The sequence below is a fragment of the Pseudomonadota bacterium genome, from assembly GCA_016711215.1.
In the GTDB taxonomy this organism is placed as follows: domain Bacteria; phylum Myxococcota_A; class Polyangia.
The window spans coordinates 475,107-489,356 of the sequence record JADJTL010000002.1 but is presented as its reverse complement, the minus strand read 5'-3'; the positions used below and the strand labels follow the sequence as shown (position 1 = coordinate 489,356).

At 70.8% G+C, this 14,250-nt stretch carries 11 protein-coding genes; 5 read left to right on the top strand and 6 right to left on the bottom strand.

Annotation, left to right across the window (positions count from 1 at the left end; genetic code table 11):
- Nucleotides 1–184: 184 nt before the first annotated feature.
- Nucleotides 185–463, bottom strand: coding sequence for a hypothetical protein (locus IPL40_07085; GenBank protein ID MBK8480925.1), 279 nt, complete (start codon nucleotides 461–463; stop codon nucleotides 185–187).
- The gene (locus tag IPL40_07080) at nucleotides 460–2,619 is read right to left on the bottom strand and encodes a TonB-dependent receptor (protein ID MBK8480924.1); all 2,160 of its coding nucleotides are present in this window, start codon (nucleotides 2,617–2,619) and stop codon (nucleotides 460–462) included. The genes IPL40_07085 and IPL40_07080 overlap by 4 nt, the downstream gene beginning before the upstream one ends.
- A 407-nt stretch (nucleotides 2,620–3,026) precedes the next feature.
- Between IPL40_07080 and IPL40_07075 the strand changes: the two genes are divergently transcribed.
- From IPL40_07075 to IPL40_07055, 5 genes are all read left to right on the top strand, one after another.
- The gene (locus tag IPL40_07075) at nucleotides 3,027–5,240 is read left to right on the top strand and encodes a hypothetical protein (protein MBK8480923.1); all 2,214 of its coding nucleotides are present in this window, start codon (nucleotides 3,027–3,029) and stop codon (nucleotides 5,238–5,240) included.
- A gap of 44 nt (nucleotides 5,241–5,284) precedes the next feature.
- Complete coding sequence (locus IPL40_07070) at nucleotides 5,285–7,519, top strand: hypothetical protein (protein ID MBK8480922.1); 2,235 nt, start codon at nucleotides 5,285–5,287, stop codon at nucleotides 7,517–7,519.
- A gap of 100 nt (nucleotides 7,520–7,619) precedes the next feature.
- Complete coding sequence (locus IPL40_07065; protein MBK8480921.1) at nucleotides 7,620–8,525, top strand: TraB/GumN family protein; 906 nt, start codon at nucleotides 7,620–7,622, stop codon at nucleotides 8,523–8,525.
- A 129-nt stretch (nucleotides 8,526–8,654) separates the two neighbouring features.
- Entirely contained in the window at nucleotides 8,655–9,128 is a 474-nt protein-coding gene (locus IPL40_07060; GenBank protein MBK8480920.1) for a hypothetical protein, read from the top strand.
- Nucleotides 9,125–10,411 (top strand): type II toxin-antitoxin system HipA family toxin, encoded by a 1,287-nt coding sequence (locus IPL40_07055; GenBank protein ID MBK8480919.1) that lies wholly within the window; start codon nucleotides 9,125–9,127, stop codon nucleotides 10,409–10,411. The genes IPL40_07060 and IPL40_07055 overlap by 4 nt, the downstream gene beginning before the upstream one ends.
- A 40-nt stretch (nucleotides 10,412–10,451) precedes the next feature.
- Here IPL40_07055 and IPL40_07050 read toward each other — a convergent pair whose 3' ends face one another.
- The 4 genes from IPL40_07050 to IPL40_07035 are packed head-to-tail and all read right to left on the bottom strand — an operon-like array spanning nucleotide 10,452 to nucleotide 14,129.
- Nucleotides 10,452–11,165, bottom strand: a complete 714-nt coding sequence (locus IPL40_07050; GenBank protein MBK8480918.1) for an ABC transporter ATP-binding protein — start codon at nucleotides 11,163–11,165, stop codon at nucleotides 10,452–10,454.
- A 5-nt stretch (nucleotides 11,166–11,170) separates the two neighbouring features.
- Nucleotides 11,171–12,364: an ABC transporter permease gene (locus IPL40_07045; protein ID MBK8480917.1), complete on the bottom strand. Its 1,194-nt coding sequence runs from the start codon at nucleotides 12,362–12,364 to the stop codon at nucleotides 11,171–11,173.
- Complete coding sequence (locus IPL40_07040; GenBank protein ID MBK8480916.1) at nucleotides 12,361–13,533, bottom strand: efflux RND transporter periplasmic adaptor subunit; 1,173 nt, start codon at nucleotides 13,531–13,533, stop codon at nucleotides 12,361–12,363. Before IPL40_07040 ends, IPL40_07045 begins: the two co-directional genes overlap by 4 nt.
- Nucleotides 13,530–14,129 carry a TetR/AcrR family transcriptional regulator gene (locus IPL40_07035; GenBank protein ID MBK8480915.1) on the bottom strand — a complete coding sequence of 200 codons (600 nt, stop codon included), beginning with the start codon at nucleotides 14,127–14,129 and terminating at the stop codon, nucleotides 13,530–13,532. Before IPL40_07035 ends, IPL40_07040 begins: the two co-directional genes overlap by 4 nt.
- Nucleotides 14,130–14,250 lie beyond the last annotated feature (121 nt).

Below are 14,250 nucleotides of genomic sequence, written 5' to 3'. Positions count from 1 at the left end.
CGGGCTTGACGCTGACGCAGCCCGCAAGCGCTGCGAGCGCAAGGCAAGCGCCGGCAAGAGAGCATAACGGCCCGGCCAAAATGCGTCGCAGGTGCATGGTGTCTCGCCGCCCCTGGGCGAGCATCCGCGCCGTGCCCCTGCCCGTCAAGCCGCGACGCGCTCAGCGTCAACGCTCAGCGGGCTCTTAGCGACCGTCTCGTCCGGACGCGCCGCCGTCGGTGCTCCTCTGGCCTCCGTCCAGGGCCTGCAGCGCGTCGGCATAGACGCAGACGCCGCGCGCTCCCGCGGAGGCGCTGCAGCGCAGCGCGCCGGCGCAGTCGTCGTCGTCGTGGCAGAAATCGCCGAGGGTCGCGCCGCAGCCGAGGGTGGCGCTGAGTAGCGCCAGCAGCGCAGCGTCAGCGGCCCTACGCGCGAGGGGGCGGCCAAGGCGCCGCGCGTGCGCGGCTCGCCAGCCGGTTTTCATGGCAGGCTTCCCTCCAGCGTGGCGATCATGTTGAAGCCGGGGCCGTCGAGGCCCGAGCCGTGGATGCGGTAGGTCTCGTCGCTGAGGTTCTCCAGCGTCAGGGAAAGCCGCAGCTGGGGTGTGAGCGCGAGGCCCCCGCGGAGATCAACGACGGCATAGCCTGACGTGCCCGTGCAGTCCGTCGCGCCCGCCGGGCAGATGCGCAGGTCACGGCGGTCGGCGCTGTTGAGTCGGCGTTGGGCGCCGGCCCAGCGCAGCGCCAGCTCGCCGAAGAGGCGCGTCGAGGGGCGTTGATGGCGGATCGCCACCCGCCCGGTCAGCGGCGGGATGCGGCTCATTGGCTCGGATGGCGCGCCTCGCGGCTTGACGCTGCCCCGCGTCCAGGCGACCCAGCCGTCGAGCCACCAGCCGCGCAGCAGGGCGACGTTCAGCTGCGCCTCGAACGCCTGGACCTGGCCACGCTGGGCGTTCTCGCGTTGGGTCACGGGCAGGAGCAGGGGGGTGCCATCGGCGTTGCTGCCGCAGGCCTGGTCCGGCGTCTCCGTCAGTGAGCGACGCACGATCAGATCATCGAGGTAGGTGTAAGCATAGAAGGCGCTCCCCAGCAGGCGGCCGTAGAGATCGAGCTTGATCCCGCCCTCCGCGGTCAGGCTGCGCTCGGGGGCGAGCTCGGCGTTGGCTCGGTCGAAGCCCTGCCCGCTGCAGCCCTCCGCCGCGTAGTCGTCGACGTTCGGCGCGCGGTAGCCTTGGCTGACGCTGGCGACCAGGTTGAGCCCCTCGAGTAACCGGTAGCGCGCCTGGCCGCTGCCGACCGCGGTGAGGCGCAGCACCTCGAGGGCGCCCCCGAGCGCCGGGTCGCGCGCGATGTCGACGGCCCAGGCTCCCGCGCGCGCGCCGGCATCGAGCTGCAGGCGCTTGCCGAGGGGGAGGCGGTGAAAGAAGTAGAGCCCGCCCTGCGTATAGCCCGCGCCGTCGGGGTAGCGACCGCGTGCCTGGGGCGCACGCGCGCCGCTGCTGATCGCCTCGTAGGCCGCCGAGGAGGCCACGCGATCGTAGTAGACCTCGCCTCCGTAATGGAGGCTGCCGCGGGGGGCCTCGCTGCGCAGCGCCAGCATGCCACCGAGCGAGCCGACCGCATCGCGCTCTTCCTCGATGCGGTCACGATCGAGGCGAAAGCGGGCGCGGCGTTCGCGCTGCAGGTGGTAGGAGAGCGAGGCCTGCGCCTCGGCCAAGAGCGGCGAGGCGAAGCGTCCCTCGTAGCGCAGCGCGACCAGGTCGCGGAGTTGGTCGGCGAAGCGCTGGAAGTCGGTTGGCGCGGCGCGATCGGTGCGCGGCGCATCATGCTGTCGCACCGTGGCGTAGCTCAAGCGCAGCAGCCCGGCGCGACCGAGCGACCAGGCGGCGGCGACGTCGAGGGCACCGTCACCGTAGGCCGTGAAGCGTTGTCGTCCCGTGCGCCGACCGCCCTCGAGCTCACCAAAGCGCCGCCACCCGCCGCCGACGCGCAGGCCGACGCCGCCGAGCTGGCCCTCGACCTCGGCATGCGTCACCACGGCGCGCGCCGCGCTCTCGTAGCGCGACAGGGCCGCGGCGCGGGCATCCCAGCCGCGCTGTGGCTCGAGCAGGGGCTGGCGGGTGACGAGGTTGATTACGCCGCCAAGCGCATCAGAGCCATGCTGCATCGATCCGCTGCCGCGCAGGACCTCGATCCGCGCGAGCTGAAAGGGATCGACGGTGTTCAGCAGCTGGTTCGGCCCAAAGCGGGTGATGGCGTTGTTGAGGCGCACGCCATCGATCAAGAGCAACACCTGCTGACCGATCAGGCCGCGGACGATCGGCGCGCCGCCGGCGGTGTTGGTGCGCTGCATCGTGACCCCAGGCGTCTGCTCGAGCGCTGCCGGCGTGGTCGAGGCGCCCTGCTCGCGCAGGCGTCGCTGCGACACCGTGTCGATCGAGCGCGGGCTGTCGAAGGCGAGCTCGGCGAAGCGCGTCCCCGTCACGACGGTTTCGTAGCTTGCCCCTTCCGACGCACCTAGGGTGCCGCTGTCGGATGGCATCGCGGGGGTGGGTTCCGCGCGCGCGCGCGCCGCCGGCAGCAGCAACAAGAGCAGCAGCTCGGCGCCAATCGCGCGCCTGGAAACCGCTTTCAGGCTCAAGCTCCACCACCCCACGGCTGTGTCTGGCGAGGCGGCTTGACCGTTGCGCCGCACGCTACACGGAAGCGATGCTTCAGACGATGAGTCGGACTGTGCAGGATCCGATTGTACGCGCTCGGCGCGCTGCTACAAGATACGGGCACGGTTGCGGGTTCGTGATCTTGCCCCCGCCAGGTCACCTTGCCCCGCAAGCAGGTTCGTCGCCGCCGCGGGGCTTCGCCACCTTGGAGGGTTGCGTGACGTTATCTGCTTGGAGAAGTTATCCACCCTGGAGCAGCCAGCGAAAGATCAGGCAGCGACAAAGCTCCGGAACGCAGCGCCCTCTGGGCTGGCTGCTTTCGTGTTGGTTGCTTGGGAGCCTGGGAGCTTGCACCAGCACCGGCCCGGCGGCTGCGCGCGACGCCGTCTTGGCGTCCGACGCGGGGCTCGCCTTCATTGATGCACGCAGCGCGGGCGACGCCCAGGGCGCGCGGGGCGACGCGGCCCTTTCGGGGCCGGGGGAGGGCGACACACCCTGCGCCGCGACCATCGCCTGCCCTGCGCTTCGCCGCAATTGCTGCGGGGGACGCTGCTTCGCCGCCGCCTGCATCGATACGCTGAGCGGCAGCGGCCGCGGTGGTGTCGCCGATGCGCCGCTGGCGGAGGCCAGCTTTGGCGGCGTGCAAGCGATGGTCGCCGATGGCCAGGGCAACCTGTTCTTCACCGAGGGCGCGTCCGCTGGGCTTCGCGTCGTCAACCGCGGGACGACGGCGATCGGAAGGGTTGCGGCGCGGAGCGTCGGTCGCCTCGGCGGTGGGCGTTTCGGCTGCCGGGCCGGGCCGGTCGAGGTGGCCGAGATGCGGCGGCCAATTGGTCTTGCGCGCGACCCCGCTGGCAACCTCTACGCGGCCGATAACGACTGCGGCGCGATCTGGAAGCTCTCGGCGGACTACCGCACGGTCAGCTTGCTGATCGGGCAGCCCGGCGACACCTCGATCGTCGACGGCGGCGTCGGCGTCGCGCGCTTGGGCCGACCGCGTGGCCTGACCTATCACGCCGAGAAGCTCTACTTCACCGATATGGAGGCGCACGTCTTGCGCGAGGTCAGCCTGGGCCCGACGGTCGCGGTGCGGACGATCGCCGGCCGCAGCGGCAAGGCCGGCACCAGCGACGGGCCCGCCGCTGAGGCCTTGCTGACGGGGCCCTCGGGCGTGACGGTGGGTCGCGACGGCACCGTCTTCATCGCTGAGTACACGGGTCGAACGATTCGCTCCGTCACCCAGCCGGGAGCGCCCGATGCGGCGGTGGCTACCGCCTACGCGCTGAGTTCGACTGAGGGCTCGCCTGGCTACGGGATGCTCGCCGCGGGGGTCGATGGCAAGCTCTACGCGGCCTTCTGGAACAGGGGCGTCTTTTCATTGCCGGCCGCCACCCCGTCCACGACCACGCGCGTCGGCAGCCTCGCCTCCGTGATCAGCGCCCTCCCCGATCCGAGCGGCACCTTCCATTGGTTCGGCGGCTGGTATTACGCCGCGCCCGCCGAGGGGCTGCTCGCCAACACGCTCGGCCGCTACGATCTCGACGGCCAGCCCGTCGAGGTCTTCGGTACGGCCGGGCGGATCGCGGTGGCGGACGGCGCCGCGGCTGACGCGACCTTCACCTTCGCGAGCTGCAACGCCAGCCTCGCCGTCGCCGGCGACGGCGTGGTCTGGGTCGCGGAGCGCTGTGCGCAGCGCGTGCGGCGGATCGCGCCCGACGGCACGGTCACCTCCTTCGGCAGCGGGCTGATGGCGGAAAGCCCGGGCTCTGCCCGCACGGCCGCCTTCTGCGCGCCGGTAGCGCTGACCGTCGTCGGCGCGGAGGTCTACGTGGCCAATGCCCTCTGCGGGCGGCGAATCTCCAAGATCGACGCCAGCGGTGAGGTCTCGCTCGTGGGCTCCGTCTGCGTGCCGGGCGAGCCGAGCTGTCCGCAGCCGAGCCTCGCGGGTGGCATGGTCGCCGACGCCGAGGGCGCGCTCTACGTCTCGACCTATAACGAGTCGGGAGCGGGCAATAGCGTCAAGTACGGCAAGAGCGGTTGGGATGGCATGCCGATGCTGGTCAAGATCCCCGCGCTCGGCACCGGCACGCCCGAATTTTTCGCCGGCAGCCCCAACAACCCGACGGTCAACGCGAGCCAGCCCGTGGGCAGCACCGCACGTCACGGGGTCTGCGTCGACGGACCGCTCGGCACGGGCCAGTTCGGCGTCTACCCCTACGGCCTGGCGCTCGCCGCCGACGGCACGATCCTCGTCGCCGATAGCGGCTGCGGCGTGCGGCGCGTCGCCCGCGACGGCACGATCAGCACCCTGCAGCGCAACGTCGTTGGAACCGGCGTCGCGGTCGGGCCCGGCCTCTACGGGGCGCAGACCGTGCTGGCGACGAAGGGGGACGCCATCTGGGCGCTCGATCCGGTGACTGGAGCCGGCGTCGACTACGTCAGCTCGCATGACTGGAGCTACGAAAACCATGCCCAGGACGGGCCGCTCGCGACCGCCACGCTGTGGAGCCCCGTCTCGTTGGCCTTCGATAGCGCTGGCCAGCTCTTGATCGCCGATCGTCTCAACAACCGAATCCGCGTGCTGCGGCCGAGGGTGCCCTAGTGCCCGCGAGCCGAGGCCAAAGGAAGGGGAGCCACGTGTCGTCGATGAGCTACCCCACACGCATGGTCTGTGAGCTCACGCGGCTGCTGGGTGCCGCACTGCTGGTGCTGGGCGTCGGTTGCGACTCGAGCCTGGTTGCTGCCGTGGGGGATGCTGGAGGACGCGCGCGCGATGCCGCGGCCCCAATCTGCGGGGGCGGCACCGACCTCGATCACGACGGCTTTGGCGAGGGCTGTGCCGCCGGTGCGGATTGCGATGACGGCGATCCGACGGTCTTCGCCGGCGCCCTCGAGCGCTGCGATGGGCGCGACAACAACTGCGACGGGGTGGTCGACGAGGGCCTGCGCAACGCCTGTGGCACCTGCGACGACACCTGCAAGGTCTGGGGCAACAGCCCCTTCGTGCTCAACCCCGCCGAGGAGCCCGCGCTCGCGCGCGTCGAGGGTCTGGGGCTCGACCCCAACGGCGACGTCGTGCTGCAGAGCAGCGAGCGTGAAACGAACTTCATGTGGATCGCCAACGACCTCGACTGGAAGCGCGGAACCGTCTCGAAGATCGACACGATCAACCTCAAGGAGGTCGCCCGCTACTACACGGTCACCTGCGCCTCGCGGGGCCCGGTGGCCGCCGGCGAGCCCTGCCTCGACCTCCACGAGCGACCGATCGTCCAGGACTTCTACCATCGCCCCTCGCGGACCGCGGTGGACAACCTCTCCGACGTCTGGGTCGCCAACCGCGCGCATGCCAAGCCCTGCAAGCACGACAGCGACTGCTTGAGCGGAAGCTGCAGCAGCGGATCCTGCGCCGGTAATGCGGACTATGGGCAGCCCTCCGTGACGAAGATCGCCAACCGCATCGCCGATTGCCACGACCGCAACGGCGTGCCCGGCGTGCAGACCTCGCGCGACCGCGATGGCGACGGCGCGATCACCGTCGACTGCGACAATAATGGCGAGCCCGACCACGCGCGCACCGTCTGCACCGAGACGGGGCTGGACGGGGCCTTGGCGGGCGGTCCGCCCGAGTTCTACGGCTATGATGACGACTGCTTGCTCTTCACCGTCAACTTCGGCGAGGAGCGCGACGTCGGTCGCTCCGTCTGCCTCGACGGCGGCGCGGCCGGCCAGGCGGCGAGCAACGCGTGGGTCGGCACCAACCAGCATCGGGCCGCCGCGAATCTGCCCTACAGCAATCGCTTCTACCGCGTGCAGGGCGAGACCGGTGCGCTCGAGGGGCCCTACGAGCTGCCCGCGGGCCATGCCCCCTATGGTTGTGCGATCGATCGCTTCGGCACCCTCTGGTCGGTGGGAAACGACGTCAGCCTGGCCTACCTCGACACCGCCTCGCCGAACGAGCGGGGCTATCGCCTGCTGCCACCGATCGATCCCGATCGGCCGAATACGGCGAGCGGCTTCTATGGCATCGCCATCGACCCCCAGCAGAGCGTCTGGCTGGGTGGGTCGAGCAGCGGGCGCGTCTACCGTTACCGGCCCGATCGCGCGACCTTCCAGACCCTCGCCTCGGGGGGTTGGACGCTCGTGCGCCACCCGCAGCGCTTCGTCGACGGGGCCGGCCGCGCCTTCGACGAGCCGAGCACGCGCGGCATCGCGCCCGATCACCGCGGCAAGGTCTGGGTCGCCGTCGCCCAGGGCTTCATCTGGCGCATCGATGCCGCCAGCCTCGCGGATGACCCCGTGATCGACCTGAGCGCGAGCACCAGCTACTGGCAGGCGGCAGGCGCCGGCGGGGGCGTTGGCGTCGATCGCAAGGGCCACATCTGGGGCGTCAGCGGCAGCGCCAGCGCGGCGAGCCGCCTCGATGTCGACGATCAGGGCGACCCCGTCGTCGGCGCGCCGCCGATGACCGATCCCGCGCGCCAGGTCAAGGTCGGCAAGAGCCCCTACACCTACAGCGACTTCACGGGCTTCGGCCTGCAGCGGATCACCCAGCCGCAGGGTACGCTGGCCTACCGCCTCGAGCCCTGCGCCGACGCCAGCACCCGCGGTGCGCGCTGGGGACGCGTGAGCTGGACCGCGGTCACGCCCGGCAGCAGCTCGTTGCGCGTGCGCGTGCGCGCGATCGACGGCGCCGGCGTGGCCGGCGCGTGGCTCGCGCCCCTGAGCTCGCCGCTCGAGCTGACGCCCGAGAGCGACCCGAGCTTCGCCGAGCCCTCGCGCGCGCTGGAGCTCGAGTTCGTGCTGCGCGCCGACGAGGCCGGCAACAGCCCCGCGCTGCGCGACTTCGACGTCAGCTATAGCTGCGTCCCCGAGCTCTACTGAGCGCGGCGCTGCGCAGCGATCGACGACGCGATGAATCGCTTGGCTCCGCGCCCCTGCGCAGGGGCCGGCTCGGCCCTCGGCAATCGAGGTGCGCGCCACGATGCGCTATGCTGGCCGCCTGATGGGCGACCCAGCGTTTCGGCCGGAGCTACCAGCGTTGCGGCGTCGCGGGCGACGCCTGCCCGCGGTGGCCTTGGTCGGCGCGCTTGCGCTCGCGGCCTGCGGGGGTGCGCCACCGCTGCTGTGGGAGGTCGAGTCCGAGGCCGGTGCGCCGGTCTATTTGCTCGGCACCTACCACTTCGGCCTCTCGGCACGCGCCGACCTTCCCCCCTCCGTCTGGCGCTACTTCGACCGCGCCGCGGTCTTTCAGAACGAGGCCGACACGCGCTTCGTCGAGCCCAACGTGTTGTTGCAGCAGGCGCTGCTGCCCCCCGATGAGCGCCTCGACGCGCGCCTCTCGCCGGCCGCCTTCGGCGCGCTCGTTGCGTTCCTCGATCCCTTCCCGGCCAGCCGGCTCGCGACGCTGCGGCCGTGGATCGTCGCGTCGATGCTCGCGGCGAAGCTGATCGAGCCGCAGGAGGCGATCGACCTCAGCCTGCTCGACGCCGCCGAGCGCGCCGGCAAGGAGCTGCGCAGCTTCGAGACCCCAGAACAACAGGTGGCGATGCTCAACCGCTTGCCGCTCGAGGAGGCCATCCCAGCGCTCGAGCAGCAGCTCGCCGACCTCGAAGGCGTTCGCCGCGCGCTCGAGGCAAACATCGCACACTATCGCCACGGCAACGCGCAGGCGCTGGCCGAGCTCGATTTCGCGCCCGGCAGCGAGAGCTACGAGATCTTGCTGCATCAGCGCAATCTCGCCTGGCTGCCGCAGATCGAGGCCCTGCTCCAGGGCAAGGCGCCGGCCTTTGTCGCCGTCGGCATCTCGCACGTCCTCGGCCCCGAGGGTCTCGTGGCGTTGCTGAGGGCCGGCGGTCATCGCGTACGACGCCTCAGCGCCCACGACTGACGCTCAGCGGCGGCGCGGACGGAAGGGCCCCACTGGGCCCCCCACTGGACCGCGCGACTCGGCCGCTCTTGGACGAAGTGGCTAATATACGATTCAAATAAAGGCCAGAGGACGTATAGTGATCCCTATATGAGTCAATTCTCCGACACCGCGAGCGCCTCGGTGGACACGCTATTGGCGGCCCTGGGTCGGCGACTGAAGGCCGAAAAAGGGCGCTGGGAAGAGGGCCGCGGGCGGCTCACCGACGCCGCGCTGGCGCGCGCAGCGGGGGTCGGTCGGGCCACGATCACGCGCCTCTGGCAGGGCCATCCCGTCGGTACGGACACGCTGCTGCGCGTGCTGCGGGCGCTCGATCGCCTGGACCTGCTGGCGCCGCTGCTCAGCGAGCCCGGGCCGACCCCCCTCGAGCGGCTCGCGGGGGAGGCGCGCGCACGCCGCCGCGCGCCTCGGCCTGAGCCCCCGGCCGCCCCCGACTTCGCGCGGGCCGCGCTGCCACTCGCCGATGCGGCGGCCCTACGGGCGCGCTACGCGGCGCCGGCGGGGCCGGGCCCCGGCAGCGGCGGCGATGATCCAGGCCAGCGCGGCGGCGGAGGCCACGCTTGAGCGCGCTCGACACGCTACGCGTCAAGCTCTGGGGTCGCACGCTCGGCGCCTTGAGCTGGCACGCGCGCGAGGGCTACGCCGAGCTGCAGTACACCCCCGAGTTCCGCGAGAGCGGTCTCCAGCCCAGTCCCTTGCTGATGCCCCTCCGCGCGCAAAGCTATGCCTTCGCCGAGCTCGCCGATCGCCCGACCTTCAGCGGGTTGCCGGGGATGATCGCCGATTCCTTGCCCGAGCGCTTTGGCAACCGCCTGCTCGAGCGCTGGCTGGCGCGGCAGGGTCGCCGGCTGGCCGATCTGACGCCGATCGAGCGGCTGGCCTATCTGGGCCGCCGCGGGATCGGCGCGCTGGAGTACGAGCCCGACACCGACCCCGAGGCCAGCACGGTGATCGAGGTCGAGGTCGACGAGCTGGTGCGCATCGCCGAGCAGCTGCTCCAGCAGCATGAGCAGCCCCTGCCCTTGCCTCCGGGCGACGACGCGCTGCACAAGCTGATTCAGGTCGGGACCTCGGCGGGCGGCGCCAAGGCCAAGGCGATCGTCGCCTGGAACGAGCAGACCCAGCAGGTGATGTCCGGCCAGGCGGATTGCCCGAGCGGCTTCACGCACTGGTTGATCAAGTTCGACGGCTTCGACGATGAGGGCCACGCCGCGAGCCAGCAGCTCGGCCGCGTCGAGTACGCCTACCACGTGATGGCCGTGCTCGCCGGCATCGAGATGACCGAGTGCCGGCTCTTCGCCGACGGTGAGCGCGCGCACTTCATGACGCGGCGCTTCGACCGCGGGCCGCAGGGGCAGAAGCTGCACGTGCAAACCTACTGCGCCCTCGCTCACGCCGACCGCAATCCGCCCGGCGCGGCGCACTACGAGGGGCTCTTCGCCACCGCACGCGCGCTCGGGCTGGGCCAGGACGTGCTCGACCAGCTCTTTCTGCGGATGGTCTTCAACCTCGTCACCCGCAACCAGGACGACCACACCAAGAACCACGCCTTCCTGATGGACGGCCACGGGCGCTGGCGCCTCGCGCCGGCCTACGATCTCTGCTTCAGCTACAACCCCGCCTCGCGCTGGATCGACCACCATCAGCTCTGCTGCAACGGCAAGCGCGATGGCTTCACGCGCGACGATCTCCAGCAGGCGGCGCGCGCCGCCGACCTCAAGCGGCCGCTAACCCACTTCCTCGACCCGGTGCGCGAGGCCGTCGCCCGGCTGCCCGCGATCGCCGCCGACATCGACCTCCCCGCAACCACCGCCCGCGGGCTGAGCGCGCTCTTTCGCTCGTTCTAGGCGGCGCGGGCGACGTCCAGCCTCTGCCGGTGCGGGAGCGCTAGAGCGCTCGGCCCTCACCGGGCGCCTCGTAGGTCTTGCCGTCGCGGATGGTGTAGATGCGCTTGAAGGTCGGAATGATCTTCTCGTCGTGCGTGACCACGATGATCGCGGTGCGGAATTCCTGCGCGAGCCGGTTGAGGATCTTGACGACGGCGAGTGCGCGCACGCTATCCAGCGGCGCGGTCGGCTCGTCGGCGAGAATGATCGGTGGTTTGTTGGCCAAGGCGCGGGCGATCGCCACCCGCTGCTGCTCACCGCCGGAGAGCTCGGAAATGCGCGCGTGGGCGCGGTGCTGAACATCGAGGGCGGTCAGCATCGCGAGGGCCGTCGCCCGCGCCGCCGCGTTCTTCACGCCGGCGAGCATCGGCAGCAGCGCGACGTTGTCGGTGGCGTCGAGAAAGGGGATCAGGTAGGGCGCCTGGAAGACGAAGCCGATGCGGTCGCGACGGAGCGCGCGCAGGTCCCTCCGCTTCCACCCGTGATCGTAGATGACCTCGCCGGCCAGGGTGAAGCGGCCGCTGCTGGGCTCGATCACCGCGCCCAGGCACTTCAAGAGCGTGGACTTGCCCGAACCAGAGGGACCGATCAAGCCGACGACCTCGCCGGGGTAGAGCTGCATGTCCACGCCCTTGAGCGCCTCGACGGCGGTCGTGCCACGCCCGTAGCGCTTCGTCAGGTTCTCGATCTGGATCGCCGGTTCCGTCGCCGTCATGGGCTTCATCCGCCAATCGCCTCGCCCGGATCGATGCGCAGCGCGGCGCGAATGGCCAGCACCGAGGCCAGTGCGCAGATCACCAGGGTGATCACGAAGGCGCCGATCGCATCCTTGGTTTCGAGGAGGACGTACTTTGGAAACACCGGCGCCCACAGCGTCGCGGCGAACTTTCCGACGAAGAAGCCAATGGCCCCCAGGCCCAGGGCCTGCTGCAGGATCATCGCGGCGATCGTGCGGTCGCGCGTGCCGATCAGCTTGAGGACGGCGAGCTCCTTCAGCTTGCCGAGCGTCATCGTGTAGATGATGAAGGCAACGATCGCCGCGCTCACCAGCGCCAGGATGAAGAGGAAGAGCGCGATCTGCTTGGCCGCGGTGGCGATCAGCTTCGCCACCAGGATCTCCTCCATCTCGGCGCTGGTGTAGGCGGTCAGGTGCTTCCAGCGCCTGATGTTGGCGGCCACCTGCGGCGCGTCATGCGCCTCCGCGACGCGCAGGAGCACGGCGTTGACCCGGTGGCTGGCGGTCTGAAGCGCCTCGACCGCCTCCAGCAGGGCGGACTGGCCGGGCCGATTGAGGGCCGCGTTCGCGGCGAGGCGATGACGGTCGTTGCCGATGGCGTCGTTGTCGCGCAGGAACTGGGCCTCCTGAGCGTCCTTCAGGGGAATGAAGACCATCGGGTCGCCGCCCGAGGAAACCATGCGTCGAGTCAGTCCCACCACGGCGTAGTCGTTGCGACGAATGCGAACGCGGTCGCCCACCGCGAAGCCGGTCTTGGCGTCGGCCACCGCCTCGTAGTGGGAACGGGAAATCGGTCGCCCGGCGATGAGAAAGGGCGGGCCGCCGAGCCTCCCCGGCGTGTAGCCCGCGAGCATCACGCGGCGCTCCTTGCCGCCGTGCTGCACCTGCATCGTGAGATAGGCCACGTTGCCGGTCTCGGCGATGCCCGGGAGCCCTTCGAGGCTGCGATAGACGTCGTCCGGCAGGCTCGATGGCTCGGCAAAGGGCCCGAGCGTGTGCTGCTGCACGACCCAGATGTCTGCTCGGCCGGCCCGGAGCAGGACCTTGGCATCGTCGACCATGCCCCGATAGACCCCCGCCATGGTCAGGGTGACGCCGATCAAGAGCCCCAGTCCAAGGCCGGTGAGCAGATAGCGGCCGAGGTGGTTGGCGACATCGCGGCGTGCGAGGTTGATCATCGCGGCTCGACGCGCTGCTGCCGCGCGCGAACGCCAGGCTCGAGCGCTGCGCTGCTGAAGACGATGACGCGCTCGCCCTCGACCAGACCCGACCCAAGCCGCGTCAGGTCGGCCTGGCCCTGGCCGCCGAGGGTGATCGGCTTGAAGCGGGCGCGCCCGTCGACCAGCTGCCAGACGCCGGTCTGGCCACCCGCTCGAGCGACGGCGGCGCTCGGCAAGACGAGCACGCCGGCTTCGCCCGGCAGCCAGATCGTGACCTCGGCCAGCTCGCCCAGGTAGAGGCGGGCCGGTGGCGCGTCGAAGCTCAGGTCGATCACCCGCTCCTCGGTCACGGGGTCGCTTTGCAGCTCGATGCGCGCCACCCGCGCGGGCAGTGGATGATCGGCGGCGGAGCGCAGCACGACACTGGCGCGCTGCCCGACCCGCACCCCGCCGGCGCGCGATTGATCGATGCGCGCCCGCACCCAAAGGCTCGCGGGCACCATCAGCCGCAAGACGGCCTGACCGGCGACGACCGTGCTCCCTGGTTCCACCTCGCGCGCGACCACCACGCCGTCCACGGGGCTGACGAGCCTCAGGCTAGCGCGCAGGCGGCGCAAGCCCTGCGCTTCGTCCTCGACGCGGCCGAGGTCCTGCCGCGCCGCCTCCGCGTTGGCCTGCGCCGCTGCCAGGGCTGCCGCGGCTCGCTCGGCCTCGCTCGAGCTGTTGTCGAGCGCCTGCTGGCTGACGACCTGTTGCCGATGCAGGCGGCGGTCGCGCTCACGGTTGACGCTGGCGAGCTTGGCGCGGCTCGCCGCGTCAGCGACCTGCGCCTCGGCAAGCTGAAGTGTCTGACGCGAACGCGCGCCGCTACGCCTGGCGGCGCCTACTCGGTGGTCGAGATCGATCGGGTCCATCTCCGCGAGCACCTGCCCGACCTTGACCTTCTCGCCCTGATCCACGAGCACGCGCAGGACGCGTCCAGGCACGAGCGGCCCGACTGCCTGGGCCAGGCGCGCCTCGACCGTGCCGATACCAAAGACGCTCGGCTTCAGGTTGGCGCGCCCGACCTCGCCGAGCTGGACGCCGACGGGGGCCAGCGGCCCGTGGGTGGTCAGCAGCCAGCCAAAGGCCGCGAGGAAGGCGCCGACGCCGGCGATGAGGGCGAACAGTTTCGTCCGCGCTTTCATGACTCCGCTCGGGTTCGCTCGAGCATCGACCGGAGGGTCTCCCAGCAGCGTTGCTCCATCTCGCCGATCGGGGCGACCCATGCGCCGTCCTTGGCCGCAAACACGAAGCCCATCACCATGCCCGTGACGAGCACGACCGCGGCCTCGAGGTCGAGGTCCTCGCGAAGGAGGCGCTGCTCTGCAGCCTCGTGGAGACACGACCTGACGAACGCACGGCCGCGGTTGCGCAGCGCCGCCACGCGCGGCGGACCTTCGGCGCCGAGGGCGTGGGAAAGCTGGTCCGAGAAGAGGAGCGCTTGGAGTGCGGGCTGAGCGGTCACGGAGCGCAGACGGGAAAGGACAAACTCCTTGAGGCCCTCGAGCGGATCGGCCGTGGGCGGTGGGCTCATCCCGACCAAGGCCTGGAGTCGGTCAAGCGCGGCCTCGGCGATCGCATTCATGTCCTTGAAATGGCGAAAGACGGTCCCGTCCTTGATCCCCACTTCCTGCGCCACCTGCGCCGCCGTGAACTCGCGCAGCCCGCGTTCTCCAATGATCTTGATGGCAGCGTCGGCGATCTCGGTGCGTCGCTCCCCGCTCGACTTCCTGGTCGTCATGGGCCGCCCTTCCCCGCAGTCGAAGCTTAGCCGCAGTCGAGCGCGGCAAGCAAGTACTAGCTAGTATCGTGAAGGCGCGGTGCTGATTTGTCAACGGGCTGTTAGGGTCAGGTCCGCAAGT